This window comes from Proteus mirabilis HI4320 (assembly GCF_000069965.1).
GTDB lineage: Bacteria > Pseudomonadota > Gammaproteobacteria > Enterobacterales > Enterobacteriaceae > Proteus > Proteus mirabilis.
In genome coordinates, this window is sequence record NC_010554.1 from 103,095 (window position 1) to 123,801 (window position 20,707).

21 protein-coding genes and 1 pseudogene are annotated in these 20,707 nt (G+C 40.6%); 10 read left to right on the plus strand and 12 right to left on the minus strand.

Annotated elements, in window-relative coordinates; genetic code table 11:
* Positions 1-15 precede the first annotated feature (15 nt).
* The 10 genes from queA (at position 16) to thiL (ending at position 9,675) form a co-directional block, all read left to right on the plus strand.
* Entirely contained in the window at positions 16-1,089 is a 1,074-nt protein-coding gene (queA, locus tag PMI_RS00360; protein WP_012367465.1) for a tRNA preQ1(34) S-adenosylmethionine ribosyltransferase-isomerase QueA, read from the plus strand.
* 181 nt (positions 1,090-1,270) lie between these two features.
* Positions 1,271-2,413: a tRNA guanosine(34) transglycosylase Tgt gene (tgt, locus tag PMI_RS00365; RefSeq protein ID WP_004245143.1), complete on the plus strand. Its 1,143-nt coding sequence runs from the start codon at positions 1,271-1,273 to the stop codon at positions 2,411-2,413.
* Between the two features lie 86 nt (positions 2,414-2,499).
* Positions 2,500-2,835, plus strand: coding sequence for a preprotein translocase subunit YajC (gene yajC, locus PMI_RS00370; protein WP_004245142.1), 336 nt, complete (start codon positions 2,500-2,502; stop codon positions 2,833-2,835).
* Between the two features lie 32 nt (positions 2,836-2,867).
* Positions 2,868-4,715, plus strand: coding sequence for a protein translocase subunit SecD (secD, locus tag PMI_RS00375; RefSeq protein ID WP_012367466.1), 1,848 nt, complete (start codon positions 2,868-2,870; stop codon positions 4,713-4,715).
* A gap of 10 nt (positions 4,716-4,725) precedes the next feature.
* Positions 4,726-5,694 carry a protein translocase subunit SecF gene (secF, locus tag PMI_RS00380; protein ID WP_004247209.1) on the plus strand — a complete coding sequence of 323 codons (969 nt, stop codon included), beginning with the start codon at positions 4,726-4,728 and terminating at the stop codon, positions 5,692-5,694.
* A 118-nt stretch (positions 5,695-5,812) separates the two neighbouring features.
* Entirely contained in the window at positions 5,813-6,262 is a 450-nt protein-coding gene (nrdR, locus tag PMI_RS00385; RefSeq protein ID WP_004245139.1) for a transcriptional regulator NrdR, read from the plus strand.
* A gap of 56 nt (positions 6,263-6,318) precedes the next feature.
* A complete protein-coding gene (gene ribD / locus PMI_RS00390; RefSeq protein WP_012367467.1) occupies positions 6,319-7,476 on the plus strand; it encodes a bifunctional diaminohydroxyphosphoribosylaminopyrimidine deaminase/5-amino-6-(5-phosphoribosylamino)uracil reductase RibD in 1,158 nt (385 codons plus the stop codon).
* Between the two features lie 212 nt (positions 7,477-7,688).
* Positions 7,689-8,159: a 6,7-dimethyl-8-ribityllumazine synthase gene (ribH, locus tag PMI_RS00395; protein ID WP_012367468.1), complete on the plus strand. Its 471-nt coding sequence runs from the start codon at positions 7,689-7,691 to the stop codon at positions 8,157-8,159.
* A gap of 28 nt (positions 8,160-8,187) precedes the next feature.
* Positions 8,188-8,601: a transcription antitermination factor NusB gene (gene nusB / locus PMI_RS00400; protein WP_004245136.1), complete on the plus strand. Its 414-nt coding sequence runs from the start codon at positions 8,188-8,190 to the stop codon at positions 8,599-8,601.
* Positions 8,602-8,694: 93 nt separating this feature from the next.
* The gene (gene thiL / locus PMI_RS00405) at positions 8,695-9,675 is read left to right on the plus strand and encodes a thiamine-phosphate kinase (protein WP_012367469.1); all 981 of its coding nucleotides are present in this window, start codon (positions 8,695-8,697) and stop codon (positions 9,673-9,675) included.
* Between the two features lie 85 nt (positions 9,676-9,760).
* Here thiL and PMI_RS00410 read toward each other — a convergent pair whose 3' ends face one another.
* The 12 genes and pseudogenes from PMI_RS00410 to xseB form a co-directional block, all read right to left on the minus strand.
* Positions 9,761-10,096, minus strand: coding sequence for a zinc ribbon domain-containing protein YjdM (locus PMI_RS00410; RefSeq protein WP_004245134.1), 336 nt, complete (start codon positions 10,094-10,096; stop codon positions 9,761-9,763).
* A 427-nt stretch (positions 10,097-10,523) separates the two neighbouring features.
* Positions 10,524-10,950 (minus strand): annotated as a pseudogene (vapC, locus tag PMI_RS18795) (type II toxin-antitoxin system tRNA(fMet)-specific endonuclease VapC).
* The gene (vapB, locus tag PMI_RS00415; RefSeq protein ID WP_012367470.1) at positions 10,943-11,185 is read right to left on the minus strand and encodes a type II toxin-antitoxin system VapB family antitoxin; all 243 of its coding nucleotides are present in this window, start codon (positions 11,183-11,185) and stop codon (positions 10,943-10,945) included. The pseudogene vapC and the gene vapB overlap by 8 nt, the downstream one beginning before the upstream one ends.
* A gap of 102 nt (positions 11,186-11,287) precedes the next feature.
* Entirely contained in the window at positions 11,288-12,295 is a 1,008-nt protein-coding gene (rbsR, locus tag PMI_RS00420) for a ribose operon transcriptional repressor RbsR (protein WP_012367471.1), read from the minus strand.
* Between the two features lie 4 nt (positions 12,296-12,299).
* On the minus strand, positions 12,300-13,226 hold the full coding sequence (rbsK, locus tag PMI_RS00425; RefSeq protein WP_004245126.1) for a ribokinase: 927 nt from the start codon (positions 13,224-13,226) through the stop codon (positions 12,300-12,302).
* A gap of 76 nt (positions 13,227-13,302) precedes the next feature.
* Positions 13,303-14,193 (minus strand): ribose ABC transporter substrate-binding protein RbsB, encoded by an 891-nt coding sequence (gene rbsB, locus PMI_RS00430; RefSeq protein ID WP_004247214.1) that lies wholly within the window; start codon positions 14,191-14,193, stop codon positions 13,303-13,305.
* A gap of 39 nt (positions 14,194-14,232) precedes the next feature.
* Positions 14,233-15,198 (minus strand): ribose ABC transporter permease, encoded by a 966-nt coding sequence (rbsC, locus tag PMI_RS00435; protein WP_004245124.1) that lies wholly within the window; start codon positions 15,196-15,198, stop codon positions 14,233-14,235.
* A gap of 1 nt (position 15,199) precedes the next feature.
* The gene (rbsA, locus tag PMI_RS00440; protein WP_012367472.1) at positions 15,200-16,708 is read right to left on the minus strand and encodes a ribose ABC transporter ATP-binding protein RbsA; all 1,509 of its coding nucleotides are present in this window, start codon (positions 16,706-16,708) and stop codon (positions 15,200-15,202) included.
* A 7-nt stretch (positions 16,709-16,715) separates the two neighbouring features.
* The gene (gene rbsD, locus PMI_RS00445; protein WP_004245122.1) at positions 16,716-17,135 is read right to left on the minus strand and encodes a D-ribose pyranase; all 420 of its coding nucleotides are present in this window, start codon (positions 17,133-17,135) and stop codon (positions 16,716-16,718) included.
* A 340-nt stretch (positions 17,136-17,475) separates the two neighbouring features.
* Complete coding sequence (dxs, locus tag PMI_RS00450) at positions 17,476-19,350, minus strand: 1-deoxy-D-xylulose-5-phosphate synthase (RefSeq protein WP_012367473.1); 1,875 nt, start codon at positions 19,348-19,350, stop codon at positions 17,476-17,478.
* A gap of 66 nt (positions 19,351-19,416) precedes the next feature.
* Positions 19,417-20,340 carry a (2E,6E)-farnesyl diphosphate synthase gene (gene ispA / locus PMI_RS00455; protein ID WP_004245120.1) on the minus strand — a complete coding sequence of 308 codons (924 nt, stop codon included), beginning with the start codon at positions 20,338-20,340 and terminating at the stop codon, positions 19,417-19,419.
* Complete coding sequence (gene xseB, locus PMI_RS00460) at positions 20,341-20,604, minus strand: exodeoxyribonuclease VII small subunit (RefSeq protein WP_004247215.1); 264 nt, start codon at positions 20,602-20,604, stop codon at positions 20,341-20,343.
* Between the last annotated feature and the right edge of the window lie 103 nt (positions 20,605-20,707).

Below are 20,707 nucleotides of genomic sequence, written 5' to 3' on the forward strand. Positions count from 1 at the left end.
AGTAGTCGTTTAATTATGCGTGTATCCGATTTTAGATTTGACCTGCCTGAGTCCTTAATTGCTCACTATCCTCACCCCCAACGTAGTGGGTGCCGATTATTATCCCTAGAGGGGAAAACGGGCAATTTATCTCACGGTGTCTTTACGGATGTATTAGATAAACTCAATGCCGGTGATTTACTTGTATTTAATAATACTAGAGTGATCCCCGCGCGTATTTATGGTCGTAAAGCCTCCGGTGGCAAGATAGAAGTATTAGTGGAGCGTATGCTAGATGAACATCGTGTGTTAGCCCATGTTCGTGCATCAAAATCACCCAAAGAGGGCGCATCACTGATTTTAGGGGAAGACGAAAGTGTACAAGCAACCATGATTGCACGCCATGATACACTATTTGAAATCCGTTTTGATGATGAAAGAGATGTGCTGACTATTTTAAATAGTATCGGTCATATGCCTCTTCCTCCTTATATTGATCGTCCAGATGAAAGATCCGATAAAGAGCTTTATCAAACGGTCTATAATGAGCGTCCCGGTGCAGTAGCTGCACCCACAGCCGGATTGCATTTTGATGAGCCGTTATTAGAAGCGTTACGTAACAAAGGCGTTGAGATGGCCTTTGTCACTTTGCATGTTGGTGCTGGTACTTTCCAGCCTGTTCGTGTGGATAATATCGAAGAACACACTATGCATTCCGAGTATGCTGAAGTCCCTCAAGAGGTGGTAGATGCCGTGCTCGCTTGTAAGGCACGAGGTAATCGGGTGATTGCCGTGGGTACAACGTCTGTTCGCTCTTTAGAGAGTGCGGCTAAAGCAGCCAAAGATGCATTAATTGCTCCTTTTTTTGATGATACGCAAATTTTTATTTATCCAGGTTACCAATATCAAATTATTGATGCTTTGATAACTAACTTCCATTTGCCAGAATCAACCTTAATTATGCTGGTTTCTGCATTTGCTGGTTATAAAAATACCATGAATGCTTATAACGTAGCGGTTGAACAGAAGTATCGTTTTTTCAGTTATGGTGATGCGATGTTTATTACGCGTAATCCTTTAGCTATCAATGAAAAAGTGGGTGAAGAGTAGGGCTTTATTCTATTTTTTAACGTTTTTTTTCATTTTATGACCGGTTATGTCAATTTTGCTGCTTGATCTCTTTGACTAAGCACAGCTTTTGTTGATGTAACATATACAGCCGTCTAACAAATGATTAGAATGTGCTGTTTTTATTATGCATTGGACTGTTTTTCTGATGCTTGGAGGATGAGTGAAATACGAATTAGATAAAACAGATGGTCATGCCCGTCGTGGTCGTCTTAAGTTTGAACGCGGTGTCGTTGAAACACCTGCATTTATGCCTGTAGGGACATACGGTACAGTTAAAGGGATGACACCTGAAGAAGTTGAAGCCACAGGTGCACAAATCCTTTTAGGCAATACTTTCCATTTATGGTTACGTCCTGGTCAAGAGATCATGAAATTACACGGTGATTTGCATGACTTTATGCAGTGGAAAGGGCCAATTTTAACCGATTCAGGTGGTTTCCAAGTCTTTAGTTTAGGCGCAATGCGTAAAATTAAAGAAGAAGGTGTGCATTTCCGTAACCCAATTAATGGTGAAAAGATTTTCTTAAGCCCAGAAAAATCAATGGAAATTCAGTACGATCTTGGATCAGATATTGTGATGATCTTCGATGAGTGTACGCCATATCCATCAGATTGGGATTATGCTAAAAATTCCATGGAGATGTCATTACGCTGGGCTAAACGTAGTCGTCAACGCTTTGATGAATTAAACAACAAAAATGCATTATTCGGTATTATTCAAGGCGGCGTTTACGAAGATTTACGTGATATCTCAGTGAAAGGGCTAGTGGAAATCGGCTTTGACGGTTACGCTGTTGGGGGCCTAGCTGTTGGTGAACCTAAAGAAGATATGCACCGTATTTTAGAACATGTTTGTCCACAAATCCCTGCGGATAAACCTCGTTATTTAATGGGTGTAGGTAAACCTGAAGATTTAGTTGAAGGTGTTCGTCGTGGTATCGATATGTTTGACTGTGTGATGCCAACACGAAATGCACGTAATGGACATCTGTTTGTAACAAATGGTGTCATTAAAATTCGTAATGCTAAACATCGTTCAGATACATCAACTCTGGATGAACATTGTGATTGCTACACCTGTAAAAATTATAGTCGCGCTTACCTACATCATCTTGATCGCTGTAACGAAATTTTAGGTGCAAGGCTGAATACCATCCATAACTTACGCTATTATCAGCGTCTAATGGCTGAAATTCGTCAAGCAATTGATGAGTCACGTTTCGAAGATTTCGTGCATGAGTTCTACGAACGTATTGGTAAACCAGTTCCACCGCTAAATAGCAGTGCGAGTAAGTGCGATTAATGTATACGAGAAAGCCCAATTCTGTGTATGATATTGGGCTTATAACTTGAGTATCGTCGATATCGACAACAATGAGGAAAAAGTGAATGAGTTTTTTCATTTCTGATGCTGTTGCTTCTGCTGGACAAGCAGCACCTGAAGCAAGCTTTATGTCTATTTTACCGATGTTAGTGATCTTTATTTTAATTTTCTATTTTATGATCCTACGTCCTCAGCAAAAACGTACTAAAGAACACCGTAAACTGATGGAATCTATCGGTAAAGGTGATGAAGTGTTAACTACTGGTGGTTTAATCGGCCGCGTTGTTAAAGTTTCAGATAACGGCTATATCGTTGTTGCTCTGAATGAAACAACTGAAGTAACTATCAAACGTGACTTTGTTGCCGCTGTATTACCAAAAGGCACAATGAAAGCTATTTAATTTGATTTCCCCAAAGGGAAAAGGGAACTGCCGTGCTAAACCGTTATCCTTTGTGGAAGTATCTGATGTTGATATTCGCTATCCTCATCGGTCTGCTTTACGCACTTCCTAACCTATATGGTGAGGATCCGGCTGTTCAAATCACTGGCGCGCGGGGAACCGCCGCCAATGAGCAAACACTGGATCAAGTTCGATCTTTATTAGATAAAGAAAAAATTGAAGCGAAATCAATCGCCCTTGAAAATGGTGCGATTTTGGCTCGTTTCAGTAACCCTGACATTCAGTTACGTGCCCGTGAAGCGTTGTTACCTGCGTTAGGTGACAAGTTCGTTGTTGCACTTAACCTTGCACCAGCTACGCCAAAATGGTTAGAAGCCATTGGCGGTGAGCCGATGAAATTAGGGTTAGACTTACGTGGTGGTGTTCACTTCTTAATGGAAGTTGATATGGAAACCGCGTTAGGTAAACTTCAAGAACAAAATGTTGATAGTTTACGTACTTTATTACGTGACGAAGGCATTCCATATTCTTCTATCCGCAAAACGGATAATTATGGTGTTGAAATCCGTTTCCGCAACGCTGATGACCGTTCTAAAGCATCAGATTATCTTGCGCGTCGTAACCAAGATCTCATTTTTAGAAATGGGGATAATAACTCGTTAAAAGCTATTTTTACCGACGAGCGTTTACGTGATGCGCGTACTTATGCGGTACAACAAAATATCACCATCCTACGTAACCGTGTCAACCAATTAGGGGTTGCTGAGCCATTAGTTCAACGCCAAGGTGCTGACCGCATTGTTGTTGAATTACCGGGTATTCAAGATACGGCTCGTGCGAAAGAAATCCTAGGTGCAACAGCAACATTAGAATTCCGTTTAGTGAATACTAATGTTGATCCTTCCGCCTTAGAAACAGGACGCATCCCGGGTGACTCAGAAGTGAAATACACTCGAGATGGTAGACCAACCATTCTTTATAAACGTGTTGTATTGACGGGTGACCATATTACCGATTCAACGTCACAAGCCGATGAGTACGGCCAGCCTCAAGTAAGTATTTCACTTGATAGTGCTGGTGGCTCTATTATGTCTAACTTTACCAAAGATAACGTCGGTAAACCGATGGCTACTCTTTTTGTAGAGTATAAAGACAGCGGTAAACGTGATGAAAACGATCGCGCAATTTTGGTAAAAAATGAAGAAGTTATTAACGTGGCTAATATTCAAACCCGTTTAGGTAATAACTTCCGCATTACTGGTATCTCTAATGCGAATGAAGCACGTCAATTATCTCTGTTATTACGTGCTGGAGCATTGATTGCACCTATTCAAATCGTTGAAGAGAGAACCATTGGGCCAACATTAGGTCTTCAGAACATAACTCAAGGTTTAGAAGCTTGTTTATGGGGTCTGATAGCCTCTGTTGCCTTTATGATTATTTATTATCGTAAATTTGGTGTGATCGCGAGTACGGCGCTATTAGCAAACTTGGTGTTAATTGTGGGGGTCATGTCATTATTACCCGGTGCAACGTTAACCATGCCTGGTATTGCGGGTATTGTCTTAACCCTTGCGGTTGCGGTCGATGCTAACGTACTGATCAACGAGCGTATTAAAGAAGAGTTACGTAATGGTCGCTCAGTACAACAAGCTATCCATGAAGGTTATAAAGGTGCCTTCTCCAGTATTATTGATGCGAACTTAACCACGTTAATTACTGCCGTGATCCTTTATGCAGTCGGTACTGGCTCCATTAAAGGGTTTGCTATCACAACTGCTATCGGGGTTGCGACATCCATGTTTACCGCTATTGTGGGTACACGTGCGATTGTAAACCTGCTGTATGGCGGTAAACGCATCAAGAAACTGTCTATTTAAGGAGCACGTTGTGGCACAGGATTATACTGTTGAACAATTAAACCATGGTCGTAAAGTCATTGACTTTATGCGTTGGGACAACGTCGCCTTTACTATTTCGTTTCTGCTTTTGGTAGCATCTATTGCTATCATTTCCGTGAAAGGATTTAACTGGGGATTAGATTTTACTGGAGGAACGGTTATTGAGATCAATCTCAGTCAACCGGCCGATCTAGATAAAATGCGTGATAGCTTGGCAGCCGCCGGCTATAAAGATCCTCTGTTACAAAACTTTGGTAGCAGCCGCGATATTATGGTGCGTATGCCTCCTGTTGAAGGACAGGCTGGTCAAGAATTAGGTAAGAAAGTCATCGATATTATCAATGTTGAAATTGATAATGATGCAACAGTCAAACGTATTGAATTTGTTGGGCCAAGTGTCGGGAGTGAATTGGCTCAAACAGGGGCAATGGCGTTACTTTCTGCACTTATCTGTATTCTGATCTATGTTGGATTCCGTTTTGAGTGGCGTCTAGCATTAGGGGCTGTTATTTCACTTGCCCATGACGTGGTGATCACTTTGGGTATTTTATCACTCTTCCAAATTGAAGTTGATTTAACCATTGTGGCGTCATTGATGTCTGTTATCGGTTATTCCTTGAACGATAGTATCGTGGTATCAGATCGTATTCGTGAGAATTTCCGTAAAATTCGTCGTGGTACCTCTTATGAGATCATGAACGTTTCATTAACACAGACATTAAGCCGTACCATCATGACATCAGCAACAACATTATTAGTTGTGTTGATGCTCTATATCTTTGGTGGTTCAATGCTTAAAGGCTTCTCTTTAGTGATGTTAATCGGTGTTTCATTCGGTACTGTTTCATCTATTTATGTGGCTTCTGCATTAGCACTGAAAATGGGCATGAAACGCGAACACCTGATTGTTCAAAAAGTGGAAAAAGAGGGTGCAGATCAGACAACACTCTTACCTTAATAGAGCGTTTTTCTGACATAAACATCGCAAACACCCTGCCAGTTAATGACTGACAGGGTGTTTTTTGTTCACTGAACAGGTACACTGTTTAGGAGTTTTGTCAACAGTAGGAATAACTATGCATTGTCCATTTTGCACAGCCGTAGATACCAAAGTAATTGATTCGAGACTTGTTGGTGATGGCTCACAAGTGCGCCGTCGTCGTCAATGCCTTGTTTGCCATGAGCGCTTTACTACCTTTGAAGTCGCAGAGCTTGTGATGCCTCGTGTTGTGAAAAGTGATGAAATCCGTGAGCCTTTTGATGAAGAAAAGCTACGTAGAGGAATGCTCAAAGCATTAGAAAAACGCCCTGTGAGTTCTGATGATGTTGAAGCTGCTATTAATCATATCAAATCACAATTAAGGGCAACGGGCGAAAGAGAGATACCTTCCAAACAGATCGGTAATTTTGTTATGGAACAACTAAAGAAACTGGATAAAGTTGCTTATATCCGTTTTGCTTCGGTTTATCGCAGTTTTGAAGATGTGCGCGATTTTGGCGAAGAAATTGCAAAATTACAAGATTAATCATTCGCTTCACACCTTCACACGACTATTTGAAAATAACGATAAATAATAAATCTATGATGACAATTAACAACAGCAACAATCTTACGGGCAATGAGCCGGCTAATGATGAAACCTATATGCGTCGAGCGATAGAGTTAGCTGCATTAGGACGTTTTACAACATCACCTAACCCAAATGTGGGATGCGTGATTGTGAAAGAAGGGAAGATTATAGGTGAAGGTTATCACCATCATGCAGGTGGTCCACATGCCGAAGTGAATGCATTAAATATGGCGGGTGAAAATGCCAAAGGTGCTACTGTCTATGTTACGCTTGAGCCATGTAGCCACTTTGGTAAAACGCCTCCTTGTGCTGATGCTTTAATCAACGCCGGGGTAAAACGTGTTGTTGCTGCAATGCAAGATCCCAATCCTCAAGTGGCAGGACGTGGTTTACATAAATTAGTCGCTGCAGGTATTGATGTTTCTCATGGCGTATTAATGCAAGAAGCTGAAAAATTGAATATCGGCTTTTTTAAACGTATGAGAACAGGGTTTCCTTATATCCAATTAAAACTGGCCGCCTCTTTAGACGGTAAAACGGCATTAGCATCAGGGGAAAGTCAATGGATAACCTCTAACGCTTCGCGACAAGATGTGCAAAACTTTCGCGCGCAAGCTAGTGCTATTTTAACAACGAGTGCCACTGTTTTAGCCGATGATCCTGCAATGAATGTGCGTTGGGAAGCATTATCCGATGAGATAAAAGCGATTTATCCACTAGAGTCATTGCGCCAGCCTATTCGCATTATTACCGATAGCCAAAATAGGGTAACTCCCGACTATAAAATTACACAACTTGCAGGTGAGTGCTTGCTTGCTCGGACTCACTCTCAGCAAGAAGCTTGGCAAGGTGATGTCTCAGAAATTTTGCTTCCTACTAATGGCAAAAATAGTAGTGTCGATTTAGTGTTATTAATGATGCAGTTAGGTAAACGCAATATTAATAGTGTATGGGTTGAGAGTGGCGCACATTTTGCTGGCGCACTATTAGAGCTTGGTCTTGTTGATGAGCTTATCATTTATATTGCTCCGAAAATTTTAGGCAATGATGCTCGAGGTTTATTATCCATTTCACCACTGTCGTCATTATCTGAAGCTCCTGAATTTACAATAGATTCTCTTCAACAAATCGGCCCTGATATCCGCGTTTGTTTAAAACCTCGTTATTAATAGATGCAAATATGTGTGTCTATGGCGCTATTTGTAGTAAAATAGCGCCGTGTGTGTTATTCCCTGTCGTTACGACATTGTTATCAGCCAACTAACTACCTTGATTTATCAAGGATTTTTGGCTCCTTTGCTGTGTTATCATAAAACTGAGCGCAGTAAAGGAAAGAATGTGATAAAATCCGCGCCCCGCGGATAGGAGAAAAAGGTAACCTATGAACGTAATCAAAGGTGTTGTCGCGGCGCCAAACGCACGTGTAGCGATTGCAATTGCCCGTTTTAATAATTTTATTAATGATAGCTTGTTAGAAGGTGCCGTTGATGCACTTGAGCGTATCGGACAAGTTTCCTCAGAAAATATTACCGTCGTTTGGGTTCCTGGTGCTTATGAGTTGCCATTAACTGTAAAAGCATTAGTAGAAAGCGACAAATATGATGCCGTTATCGCGTTAGGCACTGTTATCCGTGGTGGAACCGCACATTTTGAATACGTTGCTGGCGAATGCAGCTCTGGCCTTTCTCATGTTGCAATGCAAAGTGAGATCCCTGTGACTTTTGGTGTATTAACCACTGAAAGCATTGAGCAGGCAATTGAACGAGCTGGTACTAAAGCGGGCAATAAAGGTGCTGAAGCTGCAATGACAGCACTTGAAATGATCAATGTACTTAAAGCCATTAAAGGCTAATCATCTGTTTTAACTAAAGGGGAATTTTGTGAAACCTGCTGCTCGTCGTCGTGCTCGTGAGTGTGCTGTACAAGCTATCTACTCATGGCAATTATCCGGAAATGACATCGCGGATGTGGAATTGGAGTTTTTATCCGAGCAGGATACCCAAGGTGTAGATATTGCTTATTTCCGTGAGCTTTTAGTGGGTGTTGCAATCAATGCAGCACGTTTAGATAAGGCGATGGAGCCTTATTTATCACGTCAACTGGAAGAGTTAGGCCAAGTTGAAAAAGCGATTTTACGTTTAGCTATGTTTGAACTCAGCTTCCGTGAAGATGTTCCTTATAAAGTAGCCATTAACGAAGCGATTGAATTGGCTAAGGTGTTTGGTGCTGATGACAGCCATAAATTTGTCAATGGCGTGTTGGATAAAGCTGCACCAACTGTACGTAAAAAATAACGTTCTTCACGTTTCCTCTATGGTAAATTAATAATCCAAGGCCGGTTACTCCGGCCTTTTATTTAATAAGCATTGCTTCATAGGAAATTGATAATGCCTTGTGGTGAATTCTCCCTCATTAAACAATATTTCACTTCTCAGCCAGTTAAACGCAAAGATGTGAGTACGGGAATTGGGGATGACTGTGCAATATTGACTGTACCTGAAAAGCAACAAGTGGCAATTAGTACTGATACCTTAGTCAGTGGAATACACTTCCTGCCAACCATTTCCCCTGAAGATTTAGCGTATAAAGCATTAGCGGTTAATATTAGTGATTTAGCCGCGGTGGGGGCAGATCCTGCTTGGGCCTCATTAGCTTTAACATTGCCAAAAGTCGATAATGATTGGCTTGAGGCCTTTAGTCGCTCTCTATTTGCATTAGCAGAGTATTATTCTATTCAATTGATTGGTGGGGATACAACCAAAGGGCCATTGAGCTTAACCATCACAATACAAGGTTTAGTTCCTCAAGGTATGGCACTATTACGCTCAGGGGCAAAAATTGGTGACTGGATTTATGTTACAGGCTTTTTAGGTGATAGCGCGGCAGGACTCGCGGTTTTACAAAATAGATTACAACCTAGTCAACCAGAAAGCCGAGACTATTTTATTACTAGGCATTTGCGTCCGCAGCCTCGTCTTTTACAGGGGCAAGCATTAAGATCTTTAGCAAGTGCTGCTATTGATATTTCTGATGGTCTTATTTCAGATCTAAACCATATTTTAACGGCAAGTGGTTGTGGTGCTCGTATTAACTTAGATGCGTTGCCTTATTCTGCGGCAATGAAATCACAGGTGAGTAAAGAGCAAGCTGAAATTTGGGCATTAAGTGGTGGCGAAGACTATGAACTATGCTTTACCGTGCCTGAAATAAATCGTGGGGCTTTAGATATTGCTTTAGCCCATACGGGAGCTGACTTTCATTGCATAGGGCAAATTATGCCAATTGCAGAAGGTATACGTTATTTACGTGAAGGTAAAGAAGTGCACCCTAATCTGAAAGGGTTTGATCACTTTGGTGATAATAAATAAATCATATCGCTATAAACAAAAGGCGCTTAATGAGCGCCTCTGAAATCAAAATAATGTTATTAATCATTTTAATGATAATTCAAGATTAGCTTTTCTTCACAAATTCAGATTTTAATTTCATTTGTCCAAAGCCATCAATTTTACAATCAATATTATGATCGCCTTCCACTAAACGTATCCCTTTAACTTTTGTACCAATTTTGAGTGGCGTTGAGCTACCTTTTACTTTTAGATCTTTAATGACTGTCACTGAATCCCCATCGGCTAATAAATTACCATGGGCATCTTTAACAATCAGCTCATCGCTATCAGTTGTTGGCTCAGCATCGTTCCATTCGTGGGCACATTCAGGGCAGACATACATTGCCCCATCTTCATAGGTATACTCTGAGTTGCATTTAGGACAAGAAGGTAATGACATAATAATACTCTCAAATTTTTTCAAAATGGGAAGTGATTAATCGTCACAAAGAGGATAACACTTGCCCGATAAACAAAAGGACACATTATCGTTTCAGCGTAAAAAGTCTAATATGATGACCCAAATGACCAAAAATAGTATTGCCACAGATAATGCGAAAGAATAAGAGTATAATAGATCTGATAGAGTTTTGCATCTTTCATGGATTATTGGATAAAAGATGAGAAAAAGTAGATTAAATATAGGAGGTAATACACAAAATAATAAGAAATAATATCATTTAAAAATATAAATTAACTTATTGATTTTATAATGCTTTATTTTGTTAACTTAGATAAAATAACTACTCTCTCTTTAAAAGAGAGTATCAGTAATAATAGTGTTAATCTTCTTGTTGTTATTTTATAAAATTTATCACCGGCCTCGTTCAATCAGTTTGGGGGTCTGAGTTAATAACGGTCCAATCCTCAATTCTTAAACCATCAACTCTTTCAAATTCTCGAGTATTATTGGTAACGACTATTAGCCCCTTACTTCTAGTATGTGCGGCTATATGTAAGTGGTTATCACCAACGTGTTTTCCCTGTTTTTCTAGTGTTGCTCTAATGTCTCCATAATGAAAAGCTGCTAAGTCATCGTAAGATAAAACAGTCAGTCGAGAAACAAAGTCGTTAACCGTAGCTAAGTTTTTGGCTGGATTTACACTTTTTTCAGCACCAAAAATGAGCTCAGCGAGTGTAATTGTAGAAATAGCTAATTGTTCAGCATGTTGGTTGAATTTTGGTAATAAAAACTCAGGCTTGCGTTTAATAGTGAATATAACAATAATTTGTATCTAATAGGTATTTAATCATCAAAGGATCCTCTTTCACTTGTGGCTTGATCAGGCCTTTCAGATAAGAAATCATCTGTTACAGACTTTTCTGATAAGAAAAAGCTATCCCATGCATTTTGTATAGGTGTGATTATTCTCTCTTTGCCTTTGACGCGAACAAAAACTTCTTTTACATCATCCGGAAATCGAGTCTCAGCGGGTAATCGAACATTTTGTGTTCTATTGCTCATAAATACTTTGCCATACTGGATCATAGTAATAGCTCCTATAAAAACTGCCATATAGCAGTTTTTATAGGATACCAAATAGGTTGTGTGAAATATATACACAACCTATTAACCTATTAATGTAAAAGATTATTTCCTATGAGCTATCACCGAGCCTCGTTCAATCAGTTTGGGTGTTAACACTAATAGATTGGCTTGTGCTTCAATATCTTCCATACGACGTAATAATTGGCTTACAGCAAGTTTGCCCAATTCATCTTTGGGTTGATGAATAGTCGTTAAAGGGGGGATCATATAAGAGGCTAAATCGATGTCATCATAACCGACGATAGAAATATCATCAGGTACACGTAGTCCTTTTTGATAAATCGCTTGGTAAGCACCGACCGCCATTGCATCATTACAGGTAAATACGGCCTGTGGTTGTATAGGGAGTGAGAGCAGTGTTTGCATTGCACTAAAGCCACCTGCAAACTCAAAATCACTGGTTAAAACCAGCTCTTTACGAATGGGTAACCCAGCTTGTTGCATCGCATTATAGTAGCCTTGTAGGCGATGTTTAGCGGGAAGTTTATCTTGGGGACCCGCAATACAGGCGATGTCAGTAAAACCTTTTTCAATTAAATAATTCGTGGCTAATTCTCCCCCTAATAGGGAGTTATCTTGAATAATATCGCTACTGTATTCAAATGGAGACCAATCCATCATCACCATGGGTAACCGTGGATAACGATTTAATACTTCACTTGATGGTGCGCGGGCTTCAGTACACATTAATAACAGCCCATCGACACGCTTTTGTAGCAAGGTTTCAAGGCTAGTATCCATGCGCTCATAGTCGCCTTCGGTGTTGCATAAAATGAGGCTATAGCCTTGTTCATAGCAACTTCGTTCAACACCTCGAACGACTTCAGCATAAAAGGGGTTATTACTGGCGGTAACTAACATCCCTATGGTACGTGTGCAGTTCATTTTTAAACTACGAGCTAATGCTGAAGGGGCGTAATTTAAGGTTGCTATTGCATGATTAACCTTTGCGCGGATACCTTCACTCACATAACGATTGTTATTGATAACATGGGAAACGGTGGATGTTGAAACACCCGCTAAACGGGCGACATCTTTCATTGTTGCCAAAATATTATGCTCGCTCTGCTAAAAATGACTTAATTTCATCACGCCAAGGGACGGAGGATTGCGCGCCATGACGTGTCACTGCAATTGCCGCGGCTGCATGGGCGAAACGGATCGCATCATGAGCTGATTTACCTTCTAATATCGCTGTAACAAATGCACCGTTAAAGGTATCACCTGCGGCAATAGTATCAACTGCTTCAACACGAAAACCGGGAATGATCATACCGGTGCCTTGTTCACTAAACCATACGCCACGACTGCCTAAAGTGATTAAAACGTGTTTTATGCCTTTACTGTGCAAAATATTAGCCGCTTTAGCTGCACCCACTTCATCATGCACAGAAATACCGGTTAATATTTCGGCTTCTGTCTCATTTGGCGTAATAATATCAATAAAACTCAGAAATTCATCAGATAACGGCTGTGCAGGAGCGGGATTTAAAATCACTTTTGTTTGATGTGCTTTGGCTTGTTTTGCTGCCTCAAAGACAGTGTCTAGAGGGGATTCTAATTGCATTAATAAAGCATCTGCTTGTTCAATAATATGACGATACTGATGCAAATGGCTTGGAGTGAGAGCACTATTTGCTCCGGCAACAATGCTAATGACATTTTCGCCTTGTTCATTAACTAGGATCATTGCTACACCTGTAGGTGTCTTGGGAATAATACGAATTGCATCAGTATCAATATTATCTGTTTTTAATTGAGCGATGATTTCGCGACCAATAGCATCATCTCCCACACAGGCTATAAACGTGATATCGGCACCACTACGTCCACAAGCGACGGCTTGATTTGCCCCTTTACCACCAAATGCTATTTTATAGTCATGACCAATCACGGTTTCTCCGGGCTTGGGAAATTGTGCAATATTCATAATATGGTCAACGTTAATGCTACCTAAAACAGCAAGGCGGGGAGTTGTCATAGCCTTTATCCTTTGAAAACCTAGTTTATAACGAAACTAACCACGCAGTGAAAGTACTACGTGGTTAGATGGGTGATTATTTTTGAGTGACTAATTCAAGCTCAACAGGAATAGTGGGATCCACTTTTTCCCCTTTCAGAATTTTATCAGCGGTTTGAATACCAATAATACCAATTTGATCGGGGCGTTGTGCAATAGTCGCACCTAAAACACCTCGGTTAACCGCTTTAATGCCATCATTTGTGCCATCGAAGCCAACAACTAAGACATCGGTACGACCTGCAGTTTGTAATGCACGCAATGCCCCTAATGCCATTTCATCGTTTTGAGCAAATACCGCTTGCACTGAAGGATTAGCGGTTAATAGATTTTGCATAACATTAAGGCCTTTAGTACGGTCAAAGTCAGCAGGTTGGCTTGCTAATATATTAAGTTTGTGAGCATCAACAGCTTGTTTAAAGCCTTCTCCACGCTCACGAGAAGCGGAGGTTCCGGCGATCCCTTCTAGTTGGATCACTTTGGCATCATTACCCACTTTTTCCGCAATATAATCTCCCGCCATTTTTCCTCCTAGGCGGTTATCAGAAGCAACATGGCTAACAACCTCACCTTTATTGGCTACTCTATCTAGGGTTACTACAGGAATTTTAGCTTTATTTGCCATTAACACGGCATTACCTACAGCATCAGAATCCGTTGGATTAATGAGCATTAAACGGGTGCCTTTTACGGTTAAGTCCTGCACATTTGCCAATTCTTTGGCTGGATTATCCATTGAATCAAGTACGACTAAGTCATAACCTAATTTATCCGCCTCTTTTTGTGCACTGTCTTTCATGGTGACAAAGAAAGGATTATTGAGCGTTGAAATAACGAGGGCGATAGACTCTTTTGCTAATGCATTGGCACTTATGGTAGCGCTTAGAGCAACCACTGAGAGAAGCGTTGCTATTTTTTTTAGTTTCATAATATATTCCTGTCGGGGTTCGGATTAAGAGAAAGCGTATTATTTTTTGTTATCAACCAGCACGGCAAGTAAGATGACAACAGCTTTGACTATCATTTGATAATTGGATGATATGCCTAATAAATTGAGTGCATTATTGAGAAAGCCTAAAATTAACGCACCAATAAGTGTGCCCATTATGCGTCCTTTACCGCCAGCAAGACTGGTACCACCTAAGACGACAGCGGCGATAGCATCCAGTTCATAACCATTGCCAGCCATTGGTTGGGCGGAAGAAAGACGAGCAACTTCAATGACACTGGCAAGGGCCGCTAATAAACCGCAAAGCGCATAAACAATAATTTTGATTTTATCGACACTAATACCAGATAAACGGGTTGCTGCTTCGTTTCCTCCAAGGGCATAGATATAGCGACCCAAGCGTGTGTGATGCAATACATACCACGCGCTTAAAAAGACAATCATCATCAGCCAAATAGGGGTGGGGATCCCAAAGGGGCGTCCAATACCAAACCAGCTAAACAGGTCGGCATTATCGCTAAATCCTGTATTTATTGGACTGCCATCAGTATAAACACGCGTGACACCACGCAATAACAGCATCATCACTAATGTGGCAATAAATGCCTGCACTTTACCTTTAGCGATAATGACACCTGTAACGCCACCAATAGCTGCTCCTAATGCTAAAGCACCGACAACAGCCACTAACGCATTAACATCAGCCCCTACCATAGAAGCAGCAACAGCACCGGTTAAAGCGAGTAATGAACCTACCGATAAATCGATACCAGAGGTTAAAATGACTAATGTCATACCTACAGCCATAATTGCGTTAACAGAGGTTTGTTGTAGAATGTTAAAAATATTATTTAAGGTAAAAAAATTCGGGCTGAGTGTTGAAACCACGACAATAAGCAACAATAAGGCAATGAGTGATTTTTGTTCTAATAACCAAGCCTTAGAGAACCATCGTTTTGACGCTGGTATTGATTTTGTACTCATCTCAAACTCCTACTGTAGCACCATATTGTTTACCAACAGCCGCCGCCATTAGCATCTCTTGTGTGACATTATTGGCAGAAAACTCACCGCTGATACGACCTTCATGCATAACTAAAATGCGGTCACTCATTCCCATTACCTCTGGCATTTCTGAAGAGATCAAAATGATGCTTAATCCCTCTTGTTTAAACTTATTAATTAATTGGTAAATCTCTTTTTTCGCCCCCACATCGACACCGCGGGTAGGCTCATCAAGAATAAGCACTTTAGGACGAGTCATTAGTCCGCGAGCAATAGCGACTTTTTGCTGATTACCGCCTGATAAAAAACCAATGATCTGATTGATGGACGGGGTTTTTATGTTGAACAATTTAATAAAGTCACTGACAGTTAATTGCTCTTCTTTATGATTTAAGATCCCCATAGTGCGACTAAAATAAGGTAGCGCCGTCAGTGACATATTCTCTTTTACTGACATACCTAGCACTAAACCATCGCGTTTTCTGTCTTCAGAGATATAAACAATACCTTGGGCAAGTGCATCTGCAGGCTTTTTGATCTGACAAATTTTACCTTCTAACGCCACGCTACCTTGTGTTTTTGGCAATGCACCGTAAATCATTTTCATTAATTCAGTACGGCCTGCGCCCATTAACCCTGAAATACCTAAAATTTCATTTTCATATAGGGAGAAGCTGACATCATGTATATCTGCACCACTTAAGTGAGAGACATTAAGTTTAGTTTTTCCTGCAGGAATATGGATGCGAGGGTATTGATCTTCTAATTTACGGCCTACCATCATTTCAATAAGTGTCTCTTCTTGTAATGAAGAAACGGGCTTTTCGCCAATAAATTGACCATCGCGCAACACAGTTACATCATCACAAATATCAAAAATTTCTTTTAATCGATGTGAGATATAGACAATGCCACAACCTTGATTTCTTAATTCAGTTATCACACTAAACAGAGAGCGAGTTTCGGTGTCTGTCAATGCATCTGTCGGTTCATCCATAATAATCACTTTAGAGCCAAAACTGAGTACTTTGGCAATTTCAACCATTTGCTGATCACCAATGGATAATTCAGAAACTGAGCGATGACTGCGATAAGGAAGGTTTAAGCGAGCAAGTAATTTATCCGCTTCTGCATACATTTTTTTCCAATCAATGGCACCAAATGCACGGGTAAACTCGCGACCTAAAAAGATATTTTCTGCAATGGTTAATTCAGGGATAAGATTGAGTTCTTGATGGATAATACCTATTCCGGCTTCTTGAGAAGACTTAGGACCATTAAAAGAGCAACGTTCCCCTTGATAAATAATTTCACCTGCGTCTTTTTGGTAGATACCTGTTAGCACTTTCATTAGTGTGGATTTACCTGCGCCATTTTCACCAACAAGTGCCATCACTCGGCCAGGATAAATTCGTAACGTCGCACCAGATAATGCTTTTACGCCTGGAAATGATTTATCAATATTTTTTAATTCAAGTAATGCTTCCATATTGGCCTCAGAAAGTCACACCAGAAAACAGCACGATATTGGCATAAGGAGAGCATTCACCTGTTCTTATCACCGCTTTATTATCTGGAAGTTGTGTTTTAAATTCTTCATGAGTGACATAAATGATCTCGATAGGTTTTTTTTGTTGTTGTTCTAATAAATGCAAATAACGGGTTATCTCACTAAAAAGAAGTGGGTTTATATTTTTAATTTCTATGGCAAGCATAACGGCTTCGACTTGCATTTCATGGGTGATCGTTTGTAACACTGACATAAAGTCAGGGATCCCCTGAGTTAAAGCAAGATCGATACGCTCAACAGAGGAGGGTATGGGTAATCCAGCATCTGCAATCGTTATTTTGTCAGTATGCCCTAAACGTGCAATTACGCTAGAAATTGAACTATTAAGTAATACACCTTTTTTCATCTTTGCCTCCTCAGCGAAACGTTTCGCTGTTCTACATAGTAGGAAATGAAAATAGGAAAACAAGTTGGATTTATTTATATTGTGAAGGTGATCGAAACGTTTCGTTAAAGGAAAGAAAAAAGGAAAAATCTAACTGATTGAATCAATTAACGCTGAATGGATTCAATTTTAAAATTGATAAATTACAGTTAATTTCATTAAAAAGTGATCTTTAACAAGATTTGAAAATAATTAAAAAAGAAAAGAAATAAGGGCAGTTTTTACAAGAAAATAAAGTCAGAATTTATTAACCTTATCAATAGTCTCTCCGGCTTTACAAGCAAGAGAGACTTTTGAAATATTATCTCAAAGAATGAGCCTGATAAGCTTTAATCGATTTTTCAATGCCTGTTGCATCAAGTCCTAAATCGGCTCTGATCTCTTCTTGTCCACCTTGTGGCACAAAAAGATCAGGTAACCCTAAATTGAGTACGGGCACTAAACAACGCTCTTGCATTAATAACTCGTTAACGCCGCTACCTGCGCCACCCATAATGGCATTTTCTTCTAAGGTGACCAGTATGTCGTGTTGTTTGGCAAGGGAAAGGATCAGTTCTTTATCTAGTGGTTTGATAAAGCGCATATCTGCAACTGTTGCATCCAGTTTTTCTGCAACATCTAAGGCTTCGGGTAATAAGGTTCCGAAGTTTAAAATTGCAATACTTTTACCTTGGCGACGAATAATACCTTTTCCTATAGGAAGTTCGCTCAGCGGTTGTAATGGCGCACCAACCCCTGATCCTCTAGGATAACGTACAGCGACAGGCCCTTCTTGATAATGGTAACCTGTGTGCAACATTTGGCGACACTCATTTTCATCGCTAGGTGCCATAATAATCATATTAGGGATACAGCGTAAGAAAGAGAGATCAAAAGCTCCTTGGTGGGTCTGACCATCCGCACCAACAATGCCACCACGATCGATAGCAAAGAGTACCGGGAGTTTTTGGATAGCCACATCGTGGATCACTTGATCATAAGCGCGTTGTAAGAAGGTAGAGTAAATAGCCACGATCGGCTTATAACCACCAATAGCTAATCCAGCAGCGAAGGTGACGGCGTGTTGCTCCGCAATTGCGACATCAAAGTATTGTGCGGGGTACTCTTTAGAAAAGCGCACCATACCAGAGCCTTCACGCATAGCAGGGGTGATTGCCATTAACTTTTCATCAGTGGCAGCTTCTTCACATAACCAGTCCCCAAAAATTTTTGAAAACGTCGGGCGTGCATTCGGGCTTTTAGGTAAAGTACCTGTCTTTGGATCAAATTTAGGTACCGCATGCCAACTGATTGGATCTTGCTCTGCGGGAGCGTAACCCCGACCTTTTTTGGTCATAATATGTAAAAGTTGCGGCCCTTTTAGATCGCGCATATTCGTGAGCGTTTGTACTAAAGCAATAACATCGTGACCATCAACTGGACCAATATAGTTAAAACCTAACTCTTCAAACATGGTGCCGGGCACAACCATGCCTTTAATATGTTCTTCTGTCTTTTTCAGTAATTCTTTAATTGGGGGAATACCAGAAAAGACTTTTTTGCCACCTTCACGTAGCGTGGTATACAGTTTGCCAGATAGAAGTTGTGCAAGGTGGTTATTTAGTGCCCCGACATTTTCTGAAATCGACATTTCATTATCGTTAAGTACCACTAGCATATCTGGATTAATATCACCGGCATGATTCATGGCTTCAAATGCCATTCCTGCAGTAATTGCACCGTCACCAATCACACAAACAGTCTTTCTGCCTAGGTTTTCTTGCTCTGCAGCAACAGCCATACCCAGTCCAGCACTGATAGAGGTGGATGAATGACCAACACAGAGTTTGTCATATTCACTCTCATCACGCCAAGGGAAGGGATGTAAGCCGTTTTTTTGACGAATAGTATCAATGCGATCACGACGACCCGTTAATATTTTATGAGGATAAGCCTGATGGCCCACATCCCAAATCAGATTGTCAAAGGGAGTTTTATAAACGTAATGAAGCGCAACCGTTAACTCAATAGCACCTAAACCTGAGGCGAAGTGACCACTTGAGCGGCTGACACTGTTAAGAAGATATAGCCTTAGCTCATCACAGAGTTTAGGTAAACTCTCTTTTGGTAATAGGCGTAAATCTTCGGGTGTTTCAACCAACGCCAATGTGGGATATTTTTCGATATCAATGCTCATGTGATGCCTATTAATTAATGACTTGTAATAGGGAAAGAGCAGGTAAGCTGCTCTTTTTATTTTTTATTAGTTTTTCCGTTCTACGATAAAATTCGCTAATTGTTTTAGCGTAGAGGTATCGTACTCGTATTGTTCAAGAAACGCTAAGGCATCCAATGCTTCGTTATACAATTCCTGTGCTTTCTTTTGTGCTTGTGCTAAACCAAGTAGAGCCGGATAAGTACTTTTTCCAGCTTCTTGATCACTTCCCTGTCGCTTTCCAGTCTCTTCAGTGCTCCCAATAACATCTAAAATGTCATCCTGAACTTGGAAAGCCAAGCCTATAGAGTGGGCATATTTATCCAGTGCAGGTAACACATCGTGCCCTTTTTGCCCTGCGCTAAGTGCCCCTAGGCGAACCGCTGCACGAATTAATGCACCTGTTTTATGTAAATGAATTTTCTCAAGAGCGACAAGATCAATTGATTTATCTTCGGCATCAAGATCAAGTGCCTGTCCACCACACATACCCGCTAAACCACTGGCTGTGGCTAATTCAGCAATCATGGCTACGCGATCGGCAATGGCGACATCAGGCATCGCATTTTTGGCTAAAATTTCAAAGGCCAAGGTTTGTAATGCATCACCCGCTAAAATGGCATTGGCTTCGCCAAACTCAATATGACAAGTGGGTTTTCCTCGACGTAAATCATCATTGTCCATTGCCGGTAAGTCGTCATGGATCAGTGAATATGCATGAATGCACTCAATAGCGGCTGCTGGCACATCAAGATTAGCAACAGGTACGTTAAACATTTCTCCTACCGCATAAACGAGAAATGGGCGTAAACGTTTCCCCCCCAAGAGTGCTCCGTAGCGCATTGCTTGGCTGAGTGGCATATCAGAAAAAGGCAACGTTTGTAGCGCTTGGTTGAGTGCTTCATCAACACGCTGATGTGCAGAATGTAATTTTTGACGGAACGCATCCGTACATAAAGTTGCGTTACTCAATTATTCAGCCTCTTGGATAAAATCATCAGGTGTAGCGTCATCATCCTCTTTGAGTAAGATGCGAACACGTTGTTCAGCATCTTGTAATGTTTTTTGTCCCACACGAGCTAAACGAACACCATGTTCGAACTCATTAAGGGCCTCTTCTAAAGGTAATTCACCTGATTCTAAGCGGTTAACTATTTGCTCAAGTTCTTGCATCGAAGCTTCAAAACTTGGAGTTTGCGTGGTGTCTTGGTTAATTGATGTCGTTTTTTTAGCCATAATATTTTTGATGATAAAGCATGTTAGCTGAATAATAGTGATCATCTTACTACAATTGAGAAGAAAATTTCTTATTCAGTCAGCGATTTTTGCGGGTGAGGCC